Annotated in this window: 23 protein-coding genes and 1 pseudogene; 12 read left to right on the top strand and 12 right to left on the bottom strand. The window is 64.1% G+C overall.

The features are described 5' to 3' along the window. Positions 1–79 precede the first annotated feature (79 nt). Entirely contained in the window at positions 80–922 is an 843-nt protein-coding gene (locus tag AB0366_RS04320; protein WP_366242823.1) for a universal stress protein, read from the top strand. Next, positions 919–1,803, top strand: a complete 885-nt coding sequence (locus AB0366_RS04315; RefSeq protein WP_121871070.1) for a universal stress protein — start codon at positions 919–921, stop codon at positions 1,801–1,803. The genes AB0366_RS04320 and AB0366_RS04315 overlap by 4 nt, the downstream gene beginning before the upstream one ends. Here AB0366_RS04315 and AB0366_RS04310 read toward each other — a convergent pair. From AB0366_RS04310 to AB0366_RS04300, 3 genes are read right to left on the bottom strand one after another with little or no spacing between them, the layout of a single operon-like run. Next, positions 1,787–4,471 (bottom strand): HAD-IC family P-type ATPase, encoded by a 2,685-nt coding sequence (locus AB0366_RS04310; RefSeq protein ID WP_366242982.1) that lies wholly within the window; start codon positions 4,469–4,471, stop codon positions 1,787–1,789. The two genes, AB0366_RS04315 and AB0366_RS04310, sit on opposite strands and share 17 nt — an antisense overlap. Positions 4,472–4,506: 35 nt before the next feature. Continuing rightward, positions 4,507–6,897: a phosphoketolase family protein gene (locus tag AB0366_RS04305; RefSeq protein WP_366242822.1), complete on the bottom strand. Its 2,391-nt coding sequence runs from the start codon at positions 6,895–6,897 to the stop codon at positions 4,507–4,509. Further along, complete coding sequence (locus AB0366_RS04300; protein ID WP_121871068.1) at positions 6,894–7,772, bottom strand: universal stress protein; 879 nt, start codon at positions 7,770–7,772, stop codon at positions 6,894–6,896. Before AB0366_RS04300 ends, AB0366_RS04305 begins: the two co-directional genes overlap by 4 nt. 151 nt (positions 7,773–7,923) lie before the next feature. Here AB0366_RS04300 and AB0366_RS04295 point away from each other — a divergent pair, with 151 nt between their 5' ends. Then, on the top strand, positions 7,924–8,319 hold the full coding sequence (locus AB0366_RS04295) for a DUF6153 family protein (protein WP_366242821.1): 396 nt from the start codon (positions 7,924–7,926) through the stop codon (positions 8,317–8,319). A gap of 82 nt (positions 8,320–8,401) precedes the next feature. Then, positions 8,402–9,022: a DUF305 domain-containing protein gene (locus AB0366_RS04290; RefSeq protein WP_366242820.1), complete on the top strand. Its 621-nt coding sequence runs from the start codon at positions 8,402–8,404 to the stop codon at positions 9,020–9,022. An 83-nt stretch (positions 9,023–9,105) separates the two neighbouring features. Here the strand turns inward: AB0366_RS04290 and AB0366_RS04285 are convergent, their stop codons facing one another. Together AB0366_RS04285 and AB0366_RS04280 are read right to left on the bottom strand one after the other, a co-directional pair. Then, positions 9,106–11,166 (bottom strand): heavy metal translocating P-type ATPase, encoded by a 2,061-nt coding sequence (locus AB0366_RS04285; protein ID WP_366242819.1) that lies wholly within the window; start codon positions 11,164–11,166, stop codon positions 9,106–9,108. A 33-nt stretch (positions 11,167–11,199) separates the two neighbouring features. Continuing rightward, positions 11,200–11,436, bottom strand: coding sequence for a heavy metal-associated domain-containing protein (locus tag AB0366_RS04280; RefSeq protein ID WP_310886825.1), 237 nt, complete (start codon positions 11,434–11,436; stop codon positions 11,200–11,202). A 166-nt stretch (positions 11,437–11,602) separates the two neighbouring features. Between AB0366_RS04280 and AB0366_RS04275 the strand changes: the two genes are divergently transcribed. After that, positions 11,603–12,925, top strand: a complete 1,323-nt coding sequence (locus tag AB0366_RS04275; RefSeq protein WP_366242818.1) for an NAD(P)/FAD-dependent oxidoreductase — start codon at positions 11,603–11,605, stop codon at positions 12,923–12,925. Positions 12,926–13,004: 79 nt separating this feature from the next. Here the strand turns inward: AB0366_RS04275 and AB0366_RS04270 are convergent, their stop codons facing one another. Then, positions 13,005–13,400 (bottom strand): hypothetical protein, encoded by a 396-nt coding sequence (locus AB0366_RS04270; protein ID WP_121871064.1) that lies wholly within the window; start codon positions 13,398–13,400, stop codon positions 13,005–13,007. An 80-nt stretch (positions 13,401–13,480) separates the two neighbouring features. Here AB0366_RS04270 and AB0366_RS04265 point away from each other — a divergent pair, with 80 nt between their 5' ends. The 4 genes from AB0366_RS04265 to AB0366_RS04250 all read left to right on the top strand — a co-directional run bounded on the left by AB0366_RS04265 (position 13,481) and on the right by AB0366_RS04250 (position 16,302). Continuing rightward, positions 13,481–14,095, top strand: a complete 615-nt coding sequence (locus tag AB0366_RS04265) for a hypothetical protein (RefSeq protein ID WP_366242817.1) — start codon at positions 13,481–13,483, stop codon at positions 14,093–14,095. Next, a complete protein-coding gene (locus tag AB0366_RS04260; protein ID WP_366242816.1) occupies positions 14,062–14,757 on the top strand; it encodes a hypothetical protein in 696 nt (231 codons plus the stop codon). The genes AB0366_RS04265 and AB0366_RS04260 overlap by 34 nt, the downstream gene beginning before the upstream one ends. 90 nt (positions 14,758–14,847) lie before the next feature. Further along, positions 14,848–15,900: an alpha/beta hydrolase family protein gene (locus tag AB0366_RS04255; RefSeq protein ID WP_237669008.1), complete on the top strand. Its 1,053-nt coding sequence runs from the start codon at positions 14,848–14,850 to the stop codon at positions 15,898–15,900. 105 nt (positions 15,901–16,005) lie between these two features. Beyond that, positions 16,006–16,302 (top strand): hypothetical protein, encoded by a 297-nt coding sequence (locus tag AB0366_RS04250; RefSeq protein ID WP_121871062.1) that lies wholly within the window; start codon positions 16,006–16,008, stop codon positions 16,300–16,302. A 460-nt stretch (positions 16,303–16,762) separates the two neighbouring features. Here AB0366_RS04250 and AB0366_RS04245 read toward each other — a convergent pair. From AB0366_RS04245 to AB0366_RS04235, 3 genes and pseudogenes are all read right to left on the bottom strand, one after another. Next, positions 16,763–16,948 (bottom strand): annotated as a pseudogene (locus AB0366_RS04245) (CsbD family protein); the annotation flags it as partial. 143 nt (positions 16,949–17,091) lie between these two features. After that, complete coding sequence (locus AB0366_RS04240) at positions 17,092–17,739, bottom strand: TetR/AcrR family transcriptional regulator (RefSeq protein ID WP_366242815.1); 648 nt, start codon at positions 17,737–17,739, stop codon at positions 17,092–17,094. A 71-nt stretch (positions 17,740–17,810) separates the two neighbouring features. Then, positions 17,811–17,972, bottom strand: coding sequence for a hypothetical protein (locus AB0366_RS04235; protein ID WP_366242814.1), 162 nt, complete (start codon positions 17,970–17,972; stop codon positions 17,811–17,813). Positions 17,973–18,146: 174 nt separating this feature from the next. On the opposite strand from AB0366_RS04235, the gene AB0366_RS04230 reads away from it, so the two are divergent. Genes AB0366_RS04230 through AB0366_RS04220 form a run of 3 tightly spaced genes read left to right on the top strand, consistent with a single transcriptional unit; the run spans position 18,147 to position 21,300 of the window. Continuing rightward, entirely contained in the window at positions 18,147–19,685 is a 1,539-nt protein-coding gene (locus AB0366_RS04230) for an NAD(P)/FAD-dependent oxidoreductase (RefSeq protein WP_366242813.1), read from the top strand. Positions 19,686–19,705: 20 nt separating this feature from the next. After that, the gene (locus tag AB0366_RS04225; RefSeq protein ID WP_366242812.1) at positions 19,706–20,527 is read left to right on the top strand and encodes an alpha/beta fold hydrolase; all 822 of its coding nucleotides are present in this window, start codon (positions 19,706–19,708) and stop codon (positions 20,525–20,527) included. Then, positions 20,524–21,300 (top strand): TetR/AcrR family transcriptional regulator, encoded by a 777-nt coding sequence (locus AB0366_RS04220; protein ID WP_366242811.1) that lies wholly within the window; start codon positions 20,524–20,526, stop codon positions 21,298–21,300. Before AB0366_RS04225 ends, AB0366_RS04220 begins: the two co-directional genes overlap by 4 nt. Here AB0366_RS04220 and AB0366_RS04215 read toward each other — a convergent pair. From AB0366_RS04215 to AB0366_RS04205, 3 genes are all read right to left on the bottom strand, one after another. Continuing rightward, positions 21,237–22,355, bottom strand: coding sequence for an endonuclease/exonuclease/phosphatase family protein (locus tag AB0366_RS04215; protein WP_366242810.1), 1,119 nt, complete (start codon positions 22,353–22,355; stop codon positions 21,237–21,239). The genes AB0366_RS04220 and AB0366_RS04215 overlap by 64 nt on opposite strands. A 192-nt stretch (positions 22,356–22,547) precedes the next feature. Next, positions 22,548–23,972, bottom strand: coding sequence for an AarF/UbiB family protein (locus AB0366_RS04210; protein ID WP_366242809.1), 1,425 nt, complete (start codon positions 23,970–23,972; stop codon positions 22,548–22,550). Continuing rightward, positions 23,959–24,558 (bottom strand): hypothetical protein, encoded by a 600-nt coding sequence (locus tag AB0366_RS04205; RefSeq protein WP_366242808.1) that lies wholly within the window; start codon positions 24,556–24,558, stop codon positions 23,959–23,961. The genes AB0366_RS04210 and AB0366_RS04205 overlap by 14 nt, the downstream gene beginning before the upstream one ends. Positions 24,559–24,573: the final 15 nt, after the last annotated feature.

Genomic DNA, 24,573 nt, shown 5'->3' with positions numbered 1-24,573 from the left:
ATGACCTCGGACTGCTGTGTCAGGTGTGCCTGCGCTCGTAGCGTTCTCGTTGTAGACGCGCACCATCGAGAGGCATCTGATGAACACTTCACATTCCACCGGACCGGTCACGGTCGGTATCGACGGATCGGAGACCGCACTCGATGCGGTCCGGTTCGCCGTGCAGGAAGCACGCGGGCGGGGCACGTCACTTCGCTTGGTCCACGTGATCGACAGACACGCAATGGCCGAAACGGTATACGGAGCGCCGGATATCGACGGTGACTACGCCCGTGCGGCGTTGAATCGCGCAGCGGACGTCGCTGCCGCGACCGATCCGGCGGTTGCTGTGGAAACGGCCGTTCTACAGGGTCGGCCCGAATCGGTGATGTCGACCGAAGCCGGATCTGCGTCCCTGCTGGTACTGGGGACCACCACCGGCAGTGCAGTGGCCGCCTGGGTACTCGGATCGATGGTCGGTGCCGTGGTCGAAGCATCGCCCCACCCCGTGGCGATCGTCCGGCACTTCGACGCGCAAGGGCACGGCCCGGTAGTCGCAGCGCTGGGTGATTCCGAAGTATCGGCGACCGATGTCGTTGTGAATCAAGCATTCCGCGAGGCATCGATACGAGGGACCAGCGTGCTGGCCGTGCATACCCAGGCTGTGTCCTCCATTCTCGCGTCCGCTCTCAGTGGTCCGGGCGACGGGCTTCATCCCGAATCGGCAATGGATGTTCGACTCGAACCCTTCGGCGCGGACTACCCGGACATTCGCGTGGCGTCGGTGTACGCCGAGGCCGACTCGGGATCGGAGCTGGTCGCCATGTCCGAGACAGCCCAACTGATGGTGGTCGGTCACGAACGAGACCGAGTGCCGGGACGAACACTGACCGCCGTACTGCGGCATGCCCATTGCCCCGTCCTCGTCGTCCCGCACGCATGAGTACCACGAGGCAGTCTCCGATCGTCGTCGGTGTCGACGGCTCCGGCTCGTCGCTCGACGCAGTCGGATGGGCCGCGCATGCGGCCGAGTTGCGTGGGCTACCGGTGAAGCTGGTATCCGCCTACCAAGTCAAAGCCCTGTACACGAGTTTCGTCGCGCTGCCCACTCACATCGGCTCCGAGGAGCACACAGCCGCAGAGTCGATCCTGGCCTGGGCGACGCTGGTTGCTCGACGCTCGGTGAAGAACCCGGACGCGCTCACCATCATGAGCGAATCGATTGTGGGACCGACCATTCAAGCCATGCTCGATCAGAGCTCGAATGCGTCGATGATGGTGGTCGGCTCGCGCGGCAACGGCGAATACTTCGCCGAACTGCTCGGCTCGGTGAGCACCGCAGTGGCGGTTCAAGCACACTGCCCGGTCGTCATCGTGCCGGGAAGCGTCGAGTTGGATTCGTCACGAGGCCCTGTGGTCCTCGGAATCGACGGGTCGCCGCACAACCAGAAGGCTGTTCGGTTGGCATTCGACGAAGCCTCACTACGGGGAACAGAATTGGTTGCAGTCCACGTGTCGACGGACGAACTGATCTCGTCGCCCGACGCGTCCGAGACCGACAGATCCGACGCTATCGTGTCGAACGGTCGAACCGTGTTGGCAGAGAGCCTGTCCGGCTGGAGCGAGCAGTATCCGGACGTAGTGGTTCAGCAAAAGGTGTTGCGCGGCAACGTGGTCGAGAAGATTCTCGAGGTATCACCGCGGGCGCAGGCCGTCGTCGTCGGTTCGACCGGCCGCAACGGTTTCAGCGACCGACTTCTCGGATCCACGGTGCGTTCGCTGGCCCACCGCGTCGACTGTCCGTTGATCATCGCCCGCGGGTAGCGAACGTCCTACGGTTGTGGACCCGCTTGTCGATCCCGACGACGAGCGACAGCACGACGGCCACCGCACCGATCAGCAGCCACGAATCGATGCCGATCGGTGCGGTACCGAACAACGCGTTCATGGCCGGAAGATACGTGAGCGCGATCTGGCCGGCTGTTTGGGTGAGCACCCCGACAACGATCCACCGGTTGGTGAACAGACCGAGCTGCCAAGCCGAACGTGTCAGTGATCGACAGCTGAACAGGTAGGCGATCTCGGCAGCGACGAACATGTTGAGCGCGACAGTGCGTGCCTCGTCGAGGCCGGCCCCGCGGCTCTGCTCCCACTCGAAGATCGCCCAGGCACCGACCACGAGCACGGTCGACACCAACAGAATCCGCACCATCAGGGCCCGCGTCAGCAGCGGCTCGTCGGGTCGGCGCGGCAACCTCGACATGATCCCGGGCTCTTTGGGCTCGAACGCCAACATCAGGCCCAATGCGACGGCAGTGGTCATGTTGATCCACAGAATTTGGGTGGGCAGGATCGGCAGAGCGGTGCCGAACACGATCGCGACCAGGATGACGAGGCCCTCGGCAAGATTGGTGGGCAGCGTCCACGCAATGAACTTCGTCAGGTTGTCGAACACACCACGGCCTTCTTCCACCGCGGCCTCGATGGTGGAGAAGTCGTCCTCGGTCAGCACGACATCGGCCGCATCCTTGGCCACCTCGGTTCCGCTGTGGCCCATCGCGACCCCGATGTTCGCCCGGCGCAGTGCAGGCGCATCGTTGACGCCGTCACCGGTCATGGCGACAACGTGGCCGCGCGACTGCAGGGACTCGACCAGCTGAAGCTTCTGTTCGGGGCTGGCCCTGGCGAAGACGACCGCACGATCTACCGCGTCCGGATAGTCGTCCGCGCTCAATGACGACAGATCGGATCCGGTCAGCACCGACCCGTCTGCGTCACCTCGATCCAGCAAACCGACCTGCTGGGCAATGACGGTCGCGGTTACGGCGTGGTCACCGGTGATCATCTTGACGGAGATCCCGGCGGAGCGGCAGGCCTGTACAGCGGACGTCGCGGCCTCACGGGGCGGGTCCATCATGGCTTCGAGGCCCGTGAACACGAGCGTCCCCGGCAGGCCGTCCACCGTGAAATCCACTGCCGCTCCGGCGGTTGTGCGCGCAGTCGCCAACACGCGGAGTCCGCGTCCTGCGAGGTCTTCGGCTGCCTCGGATATCCGATGACGATCGATCGGACGCAGCCGGCCTTCGGAATCCATCATCGTCTCGCTCATGTCGCTGACGCGCTCCACGGCCCCCTTGACGAGGGCGAACCCGTGCTCGTCGCTGCTGGAACGATGGAGCGTGGCCATGAACTGCCGGTCCGAGCTGAACGGAATACTCCCCGATCGCGGATGGCCATCGAGGAAGCTCGGGGTGTCGATATCGGCCTTGATCGCAGCCACGATCATCGCGGCTTCCGTCGGATCTCCGACAATCGTCCACTCATCGTCGATCTCTCGCAGCGACGCGTCGTTGCACACGGCACCGGTGAGAAGTGACCACCGCAGTGCGTCGTTGTGGTCCACGGAAACGAGATCACCGTCCTCCGTCAGGTCACCGACAGGCTCGTATCCCGAACCGGTGACCACGACTTCGCCGTCGATCGTCCACAGAGCCCGCACCGTCATCTGATTCTGGGTCAACGTGCCGGTCTTGTCGGAACAGATGACCGTGGTGCTGCCCAGGGTTTCGACAGCGGGCAGCTGCCGGATGACAGCACCATGCCGCGCCATCCGGGAGACCCCGATGGCCAGGGTGATCGTCACTGCTGCGGGCAAGCCCTCGGGAATCGCGCCGACGGCGAGTGCGACTGCGGCGACGAAAGTTTCGACGGTGTCCTGGCCTCGGAGCAGTCCGACTCCGAAGGTGACAGCGGCCAGCCCGAGAATCGCGAACGTCAGGATCCTGCCGAACTCGGCGAGTTTGGCAGTCAGCGGTGTGGCCAGTGGCCGAGCTGACCCGACGAGACGGTGAATGCCACCGAGTTCGGTATCGGACGCGGTGGCGACGGTGAGGCCGGTCCCCGTTCCTGCCGTGACGAGGGTGCCGGAATAGCCCATGTTGGATCGGTCGGCGAGCAGGGTCGACGGCGGCACTGCTGCAGTGCCTTTGGCGGAGGGTTCGGACTCACCGGTCAGGGTGGACTCGTCGACCTCCAAGCCGATCGTATGCACCAGCCTGAGATCGGCAGGGACCTTGTCTCCGGCTTCCAATCGCACCAGGTCGCCCGGCACCACGTCCTCGGACGACAGGGAGTGCACCTCCCCGTCGCGCACCACCCGCGCCGGAGTTCGGGCCATCGATCGAAGAGATTCCAGCGCCGAACCGGCCTTGGACTCCTGAACGAACTCGATCGCTGCGTTGAGCACCACGACAGCGAAAATGACTGCGGAGTCGACGTATTCGGCCAGCCCCGCTGTGATCGTGCCGGCGACGATCAGAACGTAGATCAGCGGATTGTGGAACTGACCGAGCAGGCGTCGGGGCCATCCGGGGCCGGCTCTGGCCGGGAGGACGTTGGGTCCGAACCGGAGAGTTCGTCGGGCCACCTCGTCCACGCTCAGACCGCGATCGAGGCTCGAAGCGACAGAGGCCACCACCTCGTCGACGGACAGAGCGTGGCGTTCCCCAGTGTCTCCGCCCACGAGTGTCACGACCACCGCCACTGCCGAATCTCCGGGAGGTCCTCGAAATGCTCTCGGATGTAGGCGTCGTGGCGTGCGAGTTGGTCCTGGCAGTGCTGCCGCAGTTGCTCGGCACCGGCCGGCGCAGTGCGCGCTCGGTCGAGTGCTGCGAGCGTGAGGTGATAGCGACTGATCTTGTTGAGCACCACCATGTCGAACGGTGTTGTCGTGGTGCCCTGTTCGATGAATCCGCGAACGTGGAACCGTTGGGCGTCGGGTCGGCCGTGCACCAGTTGGTGTACCGCACGGGGATAGCCGTGGAACGCGAAGACCACGTCGACCGAGGCGGTGAACAGTTCCACGAACTGCTCGTCGGAGAATCCGTGCGGATGATCGACGACGGGGAGCAGCGCCATCAGATCGATCACGTTGACCACGCGAACCCTGAGCTCGGGAGTCCACGTAAGCAACAATTCTGCTGCAGCGAGGGTTTCCTCGGTCGGCACGTCGCCGGCACACGCCAGAACTATCTCGGGGTCCTCGTCGGTATCGGCCACTTCGGTGCCGGCCCAGTCCCAGCGGGACGCACCAGCCGCGGCATGCGCCCGCGCCTCGGGAAGCGTCAGATACTGCGGGTGATTCTGCTTGTCCACCACCAGAACGTTGACGTGGCCTCGACTGCGGAAGCAATGATCGGCAACGGCGAGCAGAGTGTTGGAGTCCGGTGGTAGCCACACGCGCACCACATCCGGCGCCAGCGGAATCACCGCGTCGATCAGTCCAGGGCCCTGATGGCTGAATCCGTTGTGGTCGTTGCGCCAACACGTGCTGGTGAGCAACACGTTGAGCGACGCGACGGGAGCCCGCCACGCGAGTGTGGCCGCATGCTGGAGCCATTTGGTGTGCTGGATCAGCATCGACACGCTCACCATGGCGAAGGCCTCGTAGCTCGCGAACAGGCCGTGTCGACCCGACAGCAGGTACGCCTCGAGCCAGCCCTCGCACAGGTGCTCACTGAGCACCTCCATCACGCGGCCGTCGGGACCGAGGTTGTCGTCGAACTCGGTGGTCGGCAACTGCCAGCATCTGTCGGTGGCCTCGAACACGGCCTGCAGGCGGTTGCTCGCGGTCTCGTCGGGACAGAACAGACGAAAGTTACCGCCGCCGTTGGGCTGTGCGTTGTCGAGGTAGATATCGCGCATCATCTCCCCGAGCACCGTGGTCGTCTCGTGCGACGTGCGCCCCGGGGACTCGACGGTGAGCGCATAGTTCTCGAGGTCTCGAATGACCAAGGGCTGCAACAGCACACCGCCGTTGGCGTACGGAGTGGCCCCGAGACGTTCGGTGCCCGACGGTGCGAGCTCGCGAACGGCCGCCACCGGGGCACCGTTGTCGTCGAACAACGATCGGGGATCGTAGGAGAGCAGCCACTTCTCGAGCAGATCCAGATGTGCTGGGTTCTCGCGGACGCCCGACAGCGGCACCTGGTGCGCCCAGTGGGTGCCCTCGATGAGTTTGCCGTCCACCTCGTGCGGTCCGGTCCAGCCCTTGGGAGTGCGGAGAACGATGGCGGGCCATTCGATATCGTGCTGTGGCTCGCCGTTCCGGGCGGCGTGCTGGATTCTCTCGATCGTCTCGTGGGCGCGGGTGAGGGCGCTTTCGAGAGCCGGGAACACCTCTCGTGGATCGTCGCCTTCGACGAACAGTGGTGCCCACCCCTGGCCGCTGAGGTAGTCCGCGATCGATTGATCGGTGCTGCGTCCGAGAACCGTCGGTCCGGAAATCTTCCCGTCGTTCAGGTGCAGGATGGGCAACACGGCACCGTCGCGAATCGGATTGAGAAAGGCCGGGATCTTCCACGAACCGGACAGGGGACCGGTTTCGGCCTCACCGTCCCCGACGACACAGGCGACGATCAGATCGGGATTGTCGAACGCTGCACCGGCGGCGTGGACGAGGGCGTAGCCCAGCTCGCCGCCCTCGTGAATGCTGCCCGGAGTCTGGACACTCACGTGGCTAGGAATGCCACCTGGAGTGGAGAATTGACGACACAGACGCTGGACGCCGTCGTTGTCGAGCGAGATGTCCGGGTAGATCTTGCTGTAGGTGCCCTCGAGGTAGGTGTTCGCCACCAACGCCGGACCGCCGTGGCCCGGACCGGTGACGTACAGCCAGTCCGAATGGGTTCGACGAATCACGCGATTGAGGAGGGTGTAGATCATCGACAGGCCGGGACTCGTGCCCCAGTGCCCGAGCAGCCTCGGCTTGATGTGTTCCGCCTCCAGAGGCCGACGCAGCAATACGTTGTCCTGCAGATAGATCTGCGCCACCGTCAGATAGTTCGCCGCGGCCCAATACCGTAGGTCGGCGTCCAGTTCCTCGGAGTTGTAGGTGGTTTCGGTGGTGGACGCGGTCATCGGTTCGTGGGTACGACGACGACGGGAACATCCACCGAATGCAGCACCGCACGTGAGGTGGAACCGAGGAGCATCGACGCGAATCCGCCCCGACCGCGGCTTCCCACAACGATCAACTGCGCTGTCTCGGAAGCGCGGACCAGTTCACGAACCGGCCTGTCCTGAACCACCACACGGTGGATGGTGACGTCCGGGTAGTCCTCCGACCATCCGGCCAGGCTCTCCGCCAACGACGTCTTCTCGGCGAGTTCGGAATCGACCCACGGACCTTCGTCGTCGCGCGTCAACACGCTGCCCAGCTCGAGGTCGCTCCAAGCGTGCACCGCGACGAGGTCGACGCCTCGCAGTGACGCTTCCTTCAGAGCGAAGCCGATGGCGGGTTGGCTGTTTGAGGTGCAATCCACGCCGACGACAACCGGACCGTCGCTGATGATGTTGGATTTGATCACTGCCACAGGGCATGTCGCATGCGAGACGACCGCGGTGCTGACCGATCCGATCAATCCACCGGTGAACTCGCCGAGACCTCTCGACCCGACGACGATCATGGCGGGCGCGACGTCGAAATGCGTCAGGTTCCGTGCGGCAGAGCCATGTTCGAGACGAGTATCGAGAATCAGTGAATTGCCTGCTGCGGCCTTGTGTGCAACATCGACCGCGGCGGTCAGCACGCGCTTGGCCTCGACATCGGGGTCCGAGAACGAACCGATCCGAAGACTGATGGCATCCCCGTAGGTTCCCGGCGCAAACAGAGACGACGTGACCAACTCGAGCGGAGCGTGGCGTCGAACAGCCTCGCGTGTTGCCCAGCGGACCGCGTCGAGCGATGTGGCAGATCCGTCGACTCCGACGACTACCCGGCTCGATGCATTCATGACGAATTCCCGTCCATTGACTTACGTGTGCAGATACACAGCGAGCATGGCCCGAATCGGACCGCCACAGACAGAGGCGGAAGTCCTTCGGTGCGGGGCGGAAGTCCCTGCCGGCTACCCCTAGGGGGTATGACTTGCTATCGTCGGTGACATGCACTCAGTGATCCGACGCAGACGCCCGGGCGTTGCCTCGGCGACCGGATTGCTGATCGCACTGACGATCTTCGGGGTGCTGCTGATGCACTCGGTGACACCGACCGCGTCAGCAAGCAACGAACACGCCGCCATGGCGTCGGCGACCCACCACGAGGATCCGGTGCAGGTTGCGACCGGTGAACACGACTGCCCGTCGGCACATCAGATGATGCATCCGTGCGCGGGAACCACGGTGTCGTGGGCTGCGCTGACGGTCCCAGCGACAACCGTCGATGTCGTCCACTCGCAGATGTCGGAGGACGGTATCGGTGGTCGCACCGACTCCATCTCGGAGCGTGCGCCGCCGTGGACCCTCTGGGAGCTGGACAGATCGGTGACCTTGCGAGTGTGACAGGGAGCCCGGTGGACGCACGACCACCGGCGGATCGCCGTACCCAGATCCCTGTATTTCGCACTTGTTCAAGGAGATTCACATGCGTACAACACTCGTCGCTTCGCTGGCTGCCGCCACCGTGAGCGCATTCCTTCTCGCCGGCTGCAGCAGCGACGACTCGTCGATGGACGGCCATTCGATGGGCTCGCCGAACTCGTCGTCGGCGTCATCGGACCAGGCCGACGCGTCCGCAGAATTCAACGATGCGGACGTGATGTTCGCTCGGATGATGTACCCGCATCATGCGCAGGCGGTCGAGATGGCGGCAATGGTCGATGGCCGCACCGAAAATTCGGACGTCGTGGCCTTGGCGTCGGCGATCGAAGCCGCGCAGCAACCGGAGATGGACCGGATGACGGCCTGGCTCGCCGAATGGGGTCAGCCCGCACCCTCGTCCGACATGGGTGAGATGGGCGGAATGGACCACAGCTCGGGCATGGGCATGATGACCCAACAGGACATGGACGCGTTGAGTGCGGCCACCGGTGCCGAGTTCGACCGCCAATGGTTGACGATGATGATCGAGCACCACGAGGGCGCAATCGAGATGGCGAACATCGAGATCGCCGACGGCTCGAACCCCGACGCGCAGGAGATGGCGCGCACGATCGTGGCCTCACAGCAGCAGGAGATCGACACCATGCAGGCGTTGCTCGGCTGATCTGCACAGACACCGAAGGCCGCACCCTCTCATCGGGGGTGCGGCCTTCGGCCGTGCCGGGACGATTCGGCGTCGTCAACGGCTCAGTGCACAGGTCGGCCGGTCACCGCGTCGGGGGAGAGGTCGAGTCGACGGAGTAGCTGCGCGTTGGCGGCGACGACGATCGTCGACAGTGACATCAGGACGGCACCGATCGACATGGGGAGCACGAAGCCGACCGGCGCCAGAACTCCGGCAGCGAGCGGAACCGATATCAGGTTGTATCCCGCTGCCCACCACAGGTTTTGCTTCATCTTGCGGTACGAGGCCCGGGAGAGTTCGATCACCGACAGCACGGACCGCGGGTCGTCGCTGGCCAGGATGACTCCGGCCGACGCGATCGCGACATCGGTACCGGCTCCGATCGCGATACCCACATCGGCCTGCGCCAGCGCCGGGGCGTCGTTGACCCCGTCGCCGACCATCGCGACGGTGCGCCCCTCCTGTTGCAGGGTCGCCACAGTGTGCGACTTGTCCGCCGGTTTCACTCCTGCGAAGTACCGGTCCACACCGAGTTCGGTGGCAACGGATTTCGCGACGGCTTCGGCGTCTCCGGTGATCATCACCACCGTGATTCCTCGGGCGTGGAGTGCGTCTATCGCAGTGCGTGATTCGGGTCGAATCTCGTCGGCGAGGGCGAGCGCTCCGATGACGGTGTCGCCGGCGAGGACATGCAGGATGATCGCCCCGCCCTCGCGCCATCGATCGGCGACAGAGAGTTCGGTTGCGTGTTCCTGCTTCAGTAGTGCAGGCCCGCCGACCTGGATGTGGAGTCCGTCGACGTCGGCGGACACCCCGATCGCCGGGGACGATCGGAAGTCGGTGGCCGCAGGAACGGTCAGCTCTCGGTGTCTCGCAGCGGCGACGATGGCGCGCGCCAACGGGTGCTCGGAGTCGGCTTCCGCGGCTGCAGCCAGCGCCAGGACGTCGTCGGGGCTGCGGCCGGCGGTCACCTCGATCGCGGTGACGGTGGGTTCGCCTTTGGTGAGGGTGCCGGTCTTGTCGAACAGCACGGTGTCTACCGTCCTCATGGTTTCGAGTGCGAGCCGGTCCTTGACGAGCACGCCGCCGCGGGCGGCTCGTTCGGTGGCGATGGACACGACCAGCGGGATCGCCAAACCGAGTGCGTGCGGGCAGGCGATGACCAGCACCGTGATCGTGCGGACAACGGCGTCGTCGGGCATCCCGAACAGTGTCCACGCGGCGGCGGTGAGGCCGGCCGATCCGAGGGCGAACCAGAACAACCATCCCGCTGCGGTGTCGGCAATGCGTTGAGCTCGCGACGTCGAGTTCTGGGCGTCGGCAACCAACCGGCCGATTCCGGCGAGTGCGGTGTCCTCCCCGATGGCGGTGACCTGTACGCGAAGACCGGAATCGCTGGCCACTGTTCCCGCGACGACCTGATCGCCTTCACGGCGACGGACCGTCTTCGATTCACCGGTGATCATCGATTCGTCCATGCTCGCCGAGCCGGCGACGACAGTGCCGTCGGCGGGCACCCGTCCTCCGGGACGGACGACGACGACATCGCCGAGTCGGAGCTGGTCCGGGGATACCTGCACGACATCGTCGTTCTCGACGCGTTCAGCGGTGTCGGGCAGCAGTGCTGCCAGAGAATCCAGCGCGGATGTGGTCTGCGCCAGCGATCGCATTTCGATCCAGTGCCCGAGCAGCATGATCACGATCAGCAGGGCCAGCTCCCACCAGAAGTCGAGCTGATGATCGAGGATTCCCAGGCTTGCACCCATCGATGCACCGAACGCGACGGTGATCGCCAGTGCGATGAGGAGCATCATGCCCGGAGCGCGCGAACGGATTTCGCTCACTGCGCCGGTGAGGAACGGCCAGCCGCCCCAGGCAAACATCACGGTGCCCAGCACCGGGGAGATCCAGGCGATCCATTGCTCGTCGGGCAGTGAGTATCCGACGAGCATCGCGAACATGTCGGACGCGAGGACGACGGGGACGGCAAGCACGACCATGATGGCGAACAGGCGTCGGAACATCCCGACGTGATCGCCGTGCCCAGCATGGTCGCTGTGTCCTTGGTGGCCTTCGTGTTCCGAATGTGTCGAGTGTTCCGTGTGCGTGTGCGTGTGGGTCATCGTGCTGGTCCTTCCCGCTGACGAGTTCGGCGGCTACGAATGGTGTGAACTGGAGGGATCCGCGACGGCCGAATAGCCGGCCTGTCGGACCGCGGCGATGACGTCTGACTCGTGGAGCGCCGGCGTACCGACCACGGTCAGTGTCCCACTGGCGGCGGACACGACCATGGACTCCACCTCGGCGAGCTCGCCGACCTCTTCGGTGATCGACGCTTCGCAGTGGCCGCAGGTCATGCCGGTGACTCGATAGTTGCTGGTGAACAGTTCCATTTCTCCGCCTTTGCTCGCATACCCCCAGGGGGTACCTCGGGTGACGGCTCGAACATACCCCCTCTGGGTATGCTTGGAAAGGGGCGGGCCGAATCGAATTCTGCTCGAGTAGGCTGCGATATCGGAGAGTCCTTCTCTGCGGGTCCGTCCGAGGGAGAGCGTTCACATGGCACGTCCACGGGTATTGGTCATCGGCGGGGGATTCGGTGGGCTCCACGCGGCCCGTCGCCTACGCGGTGAGGACGTCGACGTCACCGTGCTCGAACGCGGCACCTCCCACGTCTTCCAACCGCTGCTCTATCAGTGCGCCACCGGTCTGGTGTCCGAGGGATCGATCGCCAGCCCACTGCGACACCTGCTGCGCAAGCAGAAGAACGTGCATGTGGCACTGGGCGAAGCGACGTCCGTGACCCCTCATGTCGACGGCTCGGCGGGTGACGGCGGAGTGGTGACAGCGAGTCGGTTCGACGGCTCGACGTTCGAGCTGCCCTACGACTACCTCGTCGTCGCCGTCGGAATGCAGCAGGCCTATCACGGCCACGACGAATACGTGCAGTGGGCACCGGGAATGAAGACCCTCGACGATGCCCTCGCGATCAGGCGAAAGCTGATCTCGGCCTTCGAGATGGCCGAATCCCTGCCCACCGCCGACGAACGCCGACCCTGGCTCACGTTCGCTGTGGCAGGGGGAGGTCCGACCGGAGTCGAATTGGCCGGGCAGATAAGAGAACTCGCCACCAGGGCATTGGCGAAAGAGTTCGACGCGATCCACCCGTCGGAAGCGCGAGTGCTGCTCTTCCACGGCGGCGACCGCGTACTCGAATCGTTCCCCGATTCCCTGACGAAAAAAGCGCAGCGCACCCTCGACGCGGTAGGCGTGGAAACCCATCTCGGAGTTCACGTCACCGACGTCACGGCCACCGACGTCGAGGTGACGGCCAAGGCCGAACCCAAGACCGTCACTCGCTACGACACCCACACCGTGCTGTGGACCGCAGGCGTCGAAGCCGTACCGTTCGTGAAGCAACTCGCCGACGCGATGGGTGTGGAGCAGGATCGATCGGGACGTATCGCCGTGCAGCCGGACCTGTCGATTCCGGGACACCGCAACGTCTTCGTCGTCGGAGACATCATGTCGCTGAACAAGCTTGCGGGAGTAGCCGAAGTGGCGATGCAGGGCGGCCGAGCGGCGGGTGCGGCGATCGCAGCAGACCTGTCCGGTTCTGCGCGAGAGGATTTCAAGTATCGAGACCTCGGCACCGCGGCCTACATCGCGCGCGGTCACGCACTGGTACAGGCCGGGCCGCTACGGATGTCCGGATTCCTCGGCTGGGTCTCGTGGGGCGTCATCCACATCGCGTTCCTGGCCGGCAACCGCAATCGCGTCGGGACGCTGATCAACTGGGCCGCAACCCTGGCCACCGGCACCCGACGCGAACGGGCCATCACCTACGGCGACCCGGAAACGGCGCGTAAGCCGTACAACTGAGCGCACCCCACTGTTCAGTAGCGTCGCCGATCTGCGGGAATCCGCGATCGGTCGACGATAGTGAACGGTCAGGTGCGGATCAGCCGATGCCGGGGATGAAACCGGGGTAGACGAAATGCCCGGGCCCGCCGCCGGGCAACAGCTGACCCGTCGAACCCGGATAGTTCATGTTCAACGGAATCAGCTTGTGCGGGTTGCCGTTCGAGTCGGCCTGCCAGCACTCGAGCAACACGCCATGGAAACCGGTGCACACGATGCGAGTGCTGTTGCCGTAGGGCGAGGTCAGTCTGTTCTTGCTGACGAAGGGGTTCCAGTAGTCCGGGTCCTGAGGAGTGAGGAAGCCGGTGACATCCTGTGGGGCCGTCGGACTCGGATACGGCGGCGGAGTGGGCCATTCGTCGGCGGCGGCCGTTCCCATTCCGAGAGCGGCGGCACCTGCAATGACGCACGCGATGACGGCTGTGCGACGAAACATCTCGATCGACTCCTTCGCTGGGGCTGGCACCCAATAGACCACAGACACCCGTTCCGAGGGAATACCTCTACGTTGAAGACATGATCGCGGATCGGTACGGGCCAGTTGTGGCAACGGTATGCGGTGGATTCGTTGCCGGATACTCGATTCGCGAATCGCTCGGCCAGGACTTGTTCCACATCGAGTCCTCGGGCAAGTGGTACGGGGCATTCGTCACCGCGCAGTGGGCGGGCACCCTCGCGGTGATGGCCGCTGTGGTCGTGCTCGCGGTAGTTCATCGCCGACGCCCCCGGGTGTCGTCTGCAGTGGCTGCCGTGCTCGGGGCGGCAGTGATTGCGCTGCCGTCGTTCGCACCGATCGCGTCCAACCAAGCGGTGACGACCAACGCCCTCGGCGCGGGCGTTCTGGTCGGCATCTGCGGATTCGTCGCCGGTGGACGCAGACTTCCGTCTGCAGGCATCGCGGTCGGGCTGCTGGCTCGATGTTGTTCTACCACGCGATCTCTGCACTACGCGGACCGCGTGAGGGACGGTGGATGGACAATTTGGCACCGCAGCACGTCGAATCGACCGTCCCTCTACTTCTCCTGCTCGCAACCACTGTTGTGCTGCTCGTGGCCGTCCGGCGCGCACCCGTGGGCCGATTCGAATCCTCCGACGCGGTGGCCGCTCTCGTGCTGGGATTCGTCTGTCTGACGGCCTATGCCTACCTCGGCAACACGACGTCGACGGTGACCATGTGGATGTTCGCCGTCGCGATCGTGGTCCTCCTTACCTACGCCGTCGCGTTCGACCTCGGTGGCCGCGACGGCCGATACATGATGCTGGGGTTGGCGATCGCGGCGTCCGGGGTCAATTCGCTGGGATGGTCGGACGCGTCGTGGTGGGTGCTGCCGATCTCTGCGTCGCTGTTCGTTGCGGCGGTAGGGGTGGGCCTGCGCCGAGACCTGTCGACCCCCGCGCTCGTGCTGCTGGCCGTGGTCACGGCCACGGGTCTGCTTCCGATCGGCGACAGTGCGGTCAATGTCGTTGGAACCGTTGCCTATTGCACTCTGTATCCCGTCGCCCTCGGCCTGGCCGTCGGGTCGATGCAACCCACCCGCACGGTGGCGTCGAGCATCGGTCCGCTGATTCCGTTCGCGCTGACGCTGTTCTGGGTGTCGGCTCCGGTGCCGCCGCGGGAATTCGGATGGACGGACGGCACGCCCGACGACTATGTGCGGCCCATCGTCTGGCTGTATTCGCCGCTGCCCGTGGGTGTGGTGACCGCGATGATCGTCATCGTGGGTTGCCTTGTCGTCATTCGACACGACGACCGCGAGCATCACGATCGAGTCTCGGATTCGTCCGGTCCATAACTTACCGGTCGGTTGCTCGAGGTAACGTCACCTCATCTTCGGCCGATGTAGAGACTCGACCGGTGTAACTCGACGAAAAGGTGAAACAGCGTGCCACGATCTCGACGACACGGCTTCCGGCGAATCGGTTCGGCTACGGCCGTCGCCCTCGCAGTGGCGATTCTTCCGACCGCGCTGATGACGCCCGTCGCGTCCGCAGACGAACTGCCTGCGGCCACGACGCAGTCGAGCAACGGATCGCGGATCGAATCGGTGAACACTCTCGACAACCGCCAGGTTCAGCTCCAGGTGTTCTCGGCGTCGATGAACCGCACCATTCCGGTGACGGTGCAGAAGCCGGCCGACGACAGCGTGTCCCGCCCGGTGCTCTACCTGCTCAACGGCGCAGGCGGCGGCGAGGATGCCGCATCGTGGCAGTCGCAGACCGACGCCGAGGCCTTCCTCTCGGACAAGAACGCGTACATCGTGACTCCGCAGAAGGGCAAGTGGTCGTACTACACCGACTGGATCCAGGACGATCCGAAGCTCGGCAGCAACAAGTGGAGCACCTTCCTCGGTGAAGAACTGCCCCCGCTGATCGACGCCCAGTTCGACACCAACGGCCGCCAGTCGCTCGCAGCACTGTCCATGACGGGCACCTCGGTTCTCAACATCGCGATCAAGTACCCGGGCAAGTTCACCGGCGTCGCTGCGTACAGCGGCTGCGCTCAGACCTCCGACCCCATCGGTCAGCAGTTCGTCAAGCTCGTCGTCGAGACCTACGGCGGCGGCAACGTCGAGAACATGTGGGGACCGCTCGACGGCCCCGTATGGCGCGAGAACGATCCGCTGCTGAACGCCGAGAAGCTCCGCGGAACGCAGATCTACATGAGCACCGGCAGCGGCCTGCCCGGTGCACCGAACGACACCTACGCCAACCCGCGTCTGAAGAACGACCCGGCGACGCTCGCCAATCAGGTCATCGTCGGCGGCGGCATCGAAGTTGCCACCAACTTCTGCACCTCGAATCTGGCCAAGCGCCTCGACCAGCTCGGAATCCCGGCCACGGTCGACTTCCGCCCGATCGGAAACCACTCGTGGGGCTACTGGCAGGACGACCTGCACAACTCCTGGCCGTTCCTGGCCGGATCGCTCGGCATCTGATCCTCGTAACACCGAACAACGGCCACTTGCACCTCGCGTGCGGGTGGCCGTTCTTCGTTCTCCGGGGCGGTGGATCGGTGTGGAAATCGAACGTATGATCGAACGATGGCACGGCGCGCGCAACCTCGACCGGCGTCTGCCGTGCGGCCGTTCAAGCTGCTCCGACCACCGCTGAAGGTCTGGATCGACCTCAACATCCTCTACCCGCTTCCGCCGCACCACTCGTCGAAGTTCAACCCCGAGGGATTCGATGTGCGACGCGTGGTGCCGGGAGATCTGGTCGAATGGTCCATCACCGTCGACGGGGATTGGCTCGGTCGCGTCACGTACGAGTTGATGTCACGAGACCGAAGCGAAACCGTCACGCACTGGGTGCCCAGCCGGGCACTCAAGCCGCTGTAGAGACGAGAGAAGCCCCGCCTCGAACGGGAGGCGGGGCTTTTTCGTGCAATTGCCGTCAGAAGCTGTGCTTGCGGGCCTTCTTGGCGAGCTTGCGGGTGGTGCGCTTCGACGGCACGAACAGGTGCGCAGCGCTGTTGCGACGGTTGCGTCGACGGATCAGCACGAAGGCGACAGCACCGGCAACGGCTGCGATGGCGGCGATGACGGGAGTACCGACCTTCGCGGCCTCGGCCACATCCTCGCTGTCGATGTTGCGAACCTTGTTCTTCACGTCGTCGGCGACGGCGGAGGCCTTGTCGGCTGCCTTGTCGGCGACCTGGGAGGCCTTCTCCTTCACGTCGTCGGCATCGACGTTGCCGACCTTGTCCTTGACGGTGTCCTTGACGTCTTCGGCCACGTCGGCCGCCTTGTCGGCGACGTCGGAGGCGGCATGCTTGGCCTCCTTGGCTGCGCCGGCCGCGGAGTCGGCGACATTCTCGGCGACGTCGGAAGCCTTGTCGGCGGCCTGGTGGGTGTTGGCCTTGGCCTGGTCGGTGGCACCTTCGGCGCGAAGACTGTCGTCACCGGTTGCCTCGCCGGCCTTCTCCTTCGCAGTCCCGGCCAGTTCCTCTGCCTTGTGCTGAGCCTTGTCGATGAAGTCGGCCATCGGTGCGTACCTCTTTCGTGTAGGTCGTCTCCGGACATCCGGAGCTGGGGGCGTCGCGGACGACGCCGATAAGTATGAGTCGATCCAGCTGCTCCGAAACATACGTCGAGCAGGAGTGTGATGGGTCACTATCGATGGTCGGGCTATACGGGTCGGGGCGTCCGCAGCGCGGCGGTGACCAGTTCGACGAGGGTGTCGATGTACGGGGTGAAGGTGTCATCGGTCGGTTCGGCACTCGAGCTGCAGCTCAGAGCCCACTCCTGGGCGAAGATATTGGCGGCACCGATGATCGCGAGAATGACCAGACGATAGTTTCTGTCGGGCAGTTCTCCTCGTGCTGCGGCGGCAGTTGTCAGGGAACCGAACATCTCGACGATGACGTCTCGCTGATTCATGCGCCACAGCTCGATATCGGTACTGACTCCGACCACCTCGACGTAGCAGACCCGAGCCGACATCCGGGTGCGACACGTGACGCCGAGGTACGCCCGGATCGCGGCGTCGATCGACGCCACCGCCGATTGCTGACCGTCGTCCGACAGTGCGTCTCGCGCAGCGCGCTCGCCGTCCTGATTCAAGGTGGTGACGATCTTCTTGAGCAGCTCCGTCCGGCTTCCGATCTCGCGATAGAAGTGACGGGTCGACACGTTCGATTCCGAGCACAACATGCCGATCGTCGTCGCGGCGTATCCGTGCGTGCCGAACAGACCGATCCCGGTATCCATCAGACGGGTAATACGTTCGGAGGAACGCTCCTGTGGGGATCTGCCTGCGTACTTCCGATCGGGCATGGGTCCGAGCGTACTGATCGAACTCGCCCACGTCGGGTGATGTCACAGAACGGAACGGACCGCTCCCGAGCTCACCACGTGCGTCGACGCGTCCGCAGTCGCTTCGACCACGTCGAGCGCACCGGCTTGTACGCGCCGGCCAGAGAGCGTCGGTCGAAGTCCATGCCTGCGCCGCGTGAAGTGAACAGGACGAGGGCGATGACTCCTGCGGCCCCGACCACCACAGGAGTCATCGGGCGCTGCTTCCAATGGGACGTGTGCGGTTCATGAGAGTTCCTGTCTTCGGTGTACCAAAAGACTGGCATTGACATCACCATTCGTCAATGGCACATTATGTGATGTAAGTCGCGGTGCCGCTGCTCCCGGCGCGAACCTCGATGGAGTTCGGCAAGACAGCGAGGTGCGACGTGAAGAAGAGTCCAGGCCAGTGGCCCGAGATCGGCAGTTCGATCGAAGACGACTTCAAGGACGTGCTCATCATCGGAGCCGGTATCTCGGGGGTCGGCGCGGCATATCGCCTGCAGCAGATGGCGCCCGAAATGACCTACGCCGTTCTCGAAGGGCGCGAGCGAGCAGGTGGCACGTGGGACCTGTTCCGCTACCCGGGTATTCGTTCCGACAGTGACATCTTCACCTTCGCATTTCCGCACACTCCGTGGCAGGGCGACACCCTGCTGGCTCACGGCGAAGACATCCGCAACTACATCGTCGACACCGTCGAATCCAACGGCATCGACGAGCACACGCATTTCTCGACCATGGTCACCGCGGCGAACTGGGACTCGTCGACGGATCTGTGGACCGTCGACACCGTGTCCAACGGCGTGCCGAAGCGCTACCGCAGCCGATTCGTGTTCCTGTGCACCGGCTACTTCGACTATGCGGGCGGATACTCTCCCGACATACCCGGACTGGACGACTTCGCCGGACAGGTCGTGCATCCGCAGCAGTGGCCGGAGGGCCTCGACCACTCCGGCAAGAAGGTCGTCGTGATCGGAAGTGGTGCAACCGCAATCACGTTGGTGCCATCGTTGGCTGCCGATGCGGCATCGGTGACGATGCTCCAGCGTTCACCGACCTACATCGCGTCACTGCCGATGACCGATCCGTTCACCACGATCACCAAGCGACTACTGCCGGACACGCTCGCCCACAGCGCACTTCGCTGGCGCAACGCCCTGCTGATGGTCGGTTCCTACCAGCTCTGCCGCCGCGCACCGAAGACGGCCCGCAAGGTCTTTCGCGCGATGACGAAGGCTCAGCTGCCACGCGGGTACGACGTCGACACGCACTTCAACCCGACCTACGACCCCTGGGACCAGCGACTGTGCGTCGTGCCCGACGGCGATCTCTTCAAGGCCATTCGCTCCGGTCGCGCGACCGTGGTGACCGACAAGATCGCCGAGATCACCGCCGATGGGATTCGGTTGGAATCGGGTGACGAGATCCCGGCCGACATCATCGTCACCGCAACGGGATTGAAGCTGCAGGCGTTCGGCGGTATCGAGTTGTCGTTGGACGGCGCGCGCGTCGAAGTGCACGACAAGTTCGTCTACAAGGGCCACATGCTCGAGGACGTACCCAACGTGGCCTGGTCCATCGGGTACACGAACGCATCGTGGACGCTCAAGGCCGACATGACCGCGCAAGCCGTGGCGAAACTGTTGATTCACATGAGATCTCGCGGTCATACCCGCGCGATTCCGAACCGGCAGGACAAGAAGCTGACCGCCCGACCGGTCGTGGATCTCGCGTCCGGATATGTCACCAGGTCGCTCGACCAGTTGCCGAAATCGGGAACCGAACGCCCGTGGTCCGTACGCCAGAACTATATTCTCGATCGAATCGACGCTCGATTCGACGACCTCACCGAATCCATGACGTTCGGACGGACCGTGCCGAGCCAGGTGGCCGGTCCCGAGGCAGTAGACGTTTTCACGGCGTAGACGACAGAGAGTGGACTGCAGTGACTTTCGATATCGATGGCCGGGCTCTCGCGCACACGATCCGAGGGGAGGGGCCGACGTTGGTACTCATCCACGGCATCGTGCACCGGCAGCATGCGTGGGACAGCGTCGTCGACGCACTGTCGCGCCATCGGCGAGTGGTGACCGTCGACCTGCCCGGACACGGTGATTCGCCCGAACTGCCCACCGAGGACTTCGATCTCGGTCCATGGATCGTCGTCGAACTCGAGCGATTCCTCGAGCAGATCTCGGTGGACGGAGAAAAGCCGCACGTGGCCGGCAATTCTCTCGGCGGCTATTTCGCCCTCGAACTCGCGGCCCGAGGGTCGGTGGCCTCTGCCACCGCACTGTCGCCTGCCGGTTTCTTTCGCGGACACTGGGATCAGACGCGGGCACTGCTCGTCTTTCGCTTGCTGAGGGCGTTGTCCCGACTGATCGGTCCGATCGCGCCTGCCGTCATGAAGAGCGTCGTCGGTCGTACGATCGCGAACTCGGTCTTCTATGCCAAGCCGTGGCGAGTTCCGGCGGCCACGGCCACGATCGACGCGTCGAGCATCACCACCAACAGGGCGATCGACGCGGCTGGTAATGCAGTGCCGCGCTTCAGCGTTCCGGTCGACGAGAGTGTCCCCGTCACCGTCGCATGGGGCCGTCGAGACTGGGTGCTGCCGGTGTATCAGGCACCGCTGGTACAGCAGACCTTTCCGCAGGCGGACGTCACGACCTATGCGGGGCTGGGGCACGTGCCGATGACGGACGACCCGGAACTGGTTGCCTCCATTCTGTTGAACGGTTCGCGGGCAGTCGCGCAGCGGGCGTGACCGCAGCGACGAAGGTGGACGGGCGCAGTCATCGGTGGCGTGATCACCGGATCACGCGGCGTCGTGAGCTGCTCGACGGCACTTTGGCAGCGATCCGCAGGCATGGGCACGCCGTTGGGCTGGACGAGATCGCGATGGAGAACGGCGTCTCGAAAACTGTTCTCTACAAGCACTTCACCGACAAGAAGGGCTTGACCGACGCCGCGATGGAACGGTACATCGAGACGGTGCTGGTGCCGCGGATTCACGAAGCACTCTCCGAGGATCTCGACGAGTATCAACTCACCCGTGCAGTGATCGCGGCATACGTCACGACGGTAGCCACGGATCCCGAGATCTACATCTACGTCCATGCCAACAACTCCGCAGCGAACAATCGCGAGATCATCACCGCGTCGGAGCAACTGATCGCGGACGTGCTCAGCGCGGTGACCGCCGACAGGCTGCGAACTCGGGATTTCTCGACGGCAGGAGCAATGCCGATCGCCTTCGCCATGATCGGCGCGGTTCGATTGGCATCACATTGGTGGATCTACGACCGGACCATGTCGGCCGACGAACTCGTCGACTACCTGACCATGATGGTGTGGGGCGGTATCGCGGGTATCGCACGCGCCCAGGGCTCGGTCGGACGATTCGCGGCGGAACCTCACCCGTTGGTCGAGGCGAAAGAGGATCGGTCGCTCGCGATCTCGCTCGCGACTTCCGGTCACCGACCGCCGGACGACCCGAAAGTCGGAGGCAAGCCGATCGGGCCCGAACCCAGTCCATAGCTCGCGATGACTGCCTTGTGATCGGTCGGCCACGGCAGCGGTGAGGAGACGAAGTTGTCGGCCGTCGATTCTTCGACCCGCTGATTGCGGACGATCGATCCGCGTGGGCCCACGATGCCTGCCGATGTCAGCGTCAGCTGCGGTGACGGGCGAGCGAAGATGTAGTCGATTCGGTCTCGCTCGTCCGCTTCCGGTGTCCACGTGAGTGACGACACCGAGGCATCGGGATTGTCTGTAGGCCAGGTGAATCCGGGATGAGTGACCGGATCGGGGTACAGGTGTCGGTAGGCGTCGACAAAGCCTGCATCCTTCAGTCGCTGGGTGGAACCCCACGGCAGTACCACTCCGTTGTGGTCGAACAGATCCTTGGTTGCCGGGGTCCAGTCGAGTGTCGACGGTTCGTTGAAATCGCCACCGAGAATGACGGCCCGACCTTTGGCCTGTTCCAGCGCGGCGTCGGCGATGAACTCGGCGATCTCGGTCGGACGTCCGGACTCGTCGTTGATCTGGGTGACCGCCGCTACGTCGGTGACCGGGCCGGTCGGTATCTTGTCCCAGCCGTACTCGGAGAACCGGCCGGGTTCGGGCACTCCGGCCCCGTAGCCGCGCGGCAGGTAGGTTGCGTACCACTGGTACTGGAGGTGGGCGGCGTACACGGCGATGGGCACACCGCCCGGCGCGATCACTGCCTTGGTCATGTACTCGAACAAGCCGGTTTCCTGGATCGGATACAGGGACAGCACGGCGGTGTCTTCGCTGGGTGCCGAATAGAACTTCAACCCCAGCCTTTCCAGGATGACTACCAGATCCGCTGCGGCGGTGCGAGCTTCGGAGAGCAGTACCACCGATGCGCCGGTCGATTGGATGATGCCGGCAACCAGTTCGAGACCGTTGTCGATCCTGGTCCCGTTGAGCCAGGTGTTGATTGCCAGCACTCGCAACTCCGTCGGTGAAGGTTGCGCGAACGCGAGACCCGCACCGGACGAACCGAGCGTGACCAAGCCCGCCGCCAGGCCGAGGCCTTTCAAAGCGCTGCGTCGTGAAATCGGATCCATGTAAACCCCCAGGAGCATTGTCGAACATCGACGGTCGAATCGATTGTCGACGTCGACAAGGATCGGTGGAACGCCGTAGCCGATTGTTCAACGAGCGGTCACGCGTTCGGGGTCAGAACGACGCCGAATATTTCGCAAAACTTAGAGTTTCTCGTACTCGGCCCGCCCGCCCGAACTACCCGTGGAACGAACCTAGTCCGGTAGCACGATGTTTCTCGCGGCCACCGCTGCGGCCACTTCTTCCGGGAGAATGTTTTTGAACAGGAACAGGTCTCGACCCAACACCCACTCCGGTGCGAGTGCGGCCGAGTAGCGCTCGAAGTAACCGAGCTGCTTGCCGAACAGCACCAGTTCCTCCGGAGTCGCGACGCCCCAGCGTCTGCCGGTCTCGACGAGAGATGCGACCAGCTTGCTCAGATCGAGTCGGGCGGCTCCACGGCCCAGAATCGGCTCGAAGAGCTTCCTCAGTTGAAACCCGATCAATTTGTCGCCCAATGTAGTTCCCTCGGTGACCCCGAGCATGCGGATGCGCCTCGCAGCTTCGGTGTAGTTGCCGTCGAACAGCGACGCACGAAACATCTCACGCAGTACGATGCGCCACTCCTCGGGCAATTCGCCGACGATCCCGAAGTCGAGGAATCCCACGCGACCGTCGTCCAGCGCCCACAGATTGCCCGCGTGCACATCGCCGTGGAACGGGCCATGCAGCACAACGGCTTCCAACCAGACTTTCACACCACGACGAAGCTGCAGCTCGGAGTCGATCCCGGCAAGTTCACTCGTCGTTATTCGGCCGACCGGAGTGCCGCGAACTAGCTCCATGCAGATCACGCGCGGACCGCAATGGCTCCAGTAGATCTCCGGAACCATGACGCCCGCATTGTCGCCGAAGACATGCACGTTGTTGCGGAAGTTCTGCTGCCGCAGTGCCTCGGCGGCACCGTTCAATTCGTGAGCCGTCAGATCGTTGAGCTCGCGGACGATCACCGTCGCGTTGGCGATACGAAAGAACTCGAAGAACCGCTCCAACAGCGATGCGCCTGCGAACGCCACCCGAAGATCGACGCGCATACGACGCCTGATTTCCGGACGCTGCACCTTCACGACGGCGTCTCGTCCGTCGCGCAACACACAGGCGTGGACCTGAGCCACCGAGGCAGCCGAGAGCGGTACGTCGTCGAACGAGTCGAAGAGGTCCTCGATCCTGCCGCCCAAGTCGCGCTCGACCACCCGCCGAGCTTTGTGCGCCGGAACGGGAGGAACCCCGTCGAGCAACCGCAGACAGGCGTCGGCAAGCACCGGAGGGAAGACCCCGGGCGACGACGCCATCAGCTGACCCAGTTTGACGAAAGTGGGCCCCAACGCCTCGAATCCCTTGACGAGTCCCTCGGCCAGGGCGACCGAGAAGCGTCGACGCTTTCGCACCCAGGACACCGGCCAGCGAAGGACGGCTATCCCCGTGGCTGCGGCGAGGACGACGGTGATCATGACCGCGCGCGCCAACTCTTCGAGACCGAACCGGGTGAGGTCGGAACAGTGCACTTCGAGTGCCTCGGGCGGAGGACCTTCGGAGTACGGACCGACGAACGGTGTGTCGTGGTCGCTATCGTCCGGCACTGGGATTGGTGACGTCACTGGTCAACCACCTGCCGTCCTCCTGCCGTTCGAGTGTCATGATCACCGCATTCACCGCCTGACGCGGTTCGGTGACCGTGGCATTCGATGCCGTCTGATCGATGATCACCAATACTTCCACCCGATCGAGGGTCGTGGATTTCGCAGCGATATCGAGGATCTGCGCGGACGACGTCGCACCGGCTTCGACGAGAGTCGCCTGCAGATCGCTGCTGGTCTCGACAAATGTATCAGCCAATGAACCTGTGGCACCGGATAATACGTCGTCGACATAGGTGTCGAACGTATCCGCGCTGTAGGTGAACAGGGTGATGGCAAATGTGCGAGCAGTGTCGACGGCCTCGGAGCGGGACGTGTCCACCGAGCGTCGGTTTTCGAGCTGATACACGAACAGGCCGGCAACGGCAAGCACGGCGAACAACAGGACGGCGAGAACCGACGTGGTGACCGACGGCCGCCGACGCGTCGGCGAGGAAAGTTCCGGTTCGGCTCGGCCTTCCGCGGATTCGGCGTCGAGTGTTGCGCCGTCCGGTGTTTCGGCGTCGTCGTTCGTCTTCAGGTCCGACATCGTCGAGCTCCTTCG

The sequence above is a fragment of the Rhodococcus sp. NPDC076796 genome (assembly GCF_040702765.1).
Classification (GTDB): Bacteria; Actinomycetota; Actinomycetes; order Mycobacteriales; family Mycobacteriaceae; genus Rhodococcoides.
Note: the sequence above shows the minus strand (reverse complement) of the source record. Positions and strands in the feature narration are given on the sequence as shown.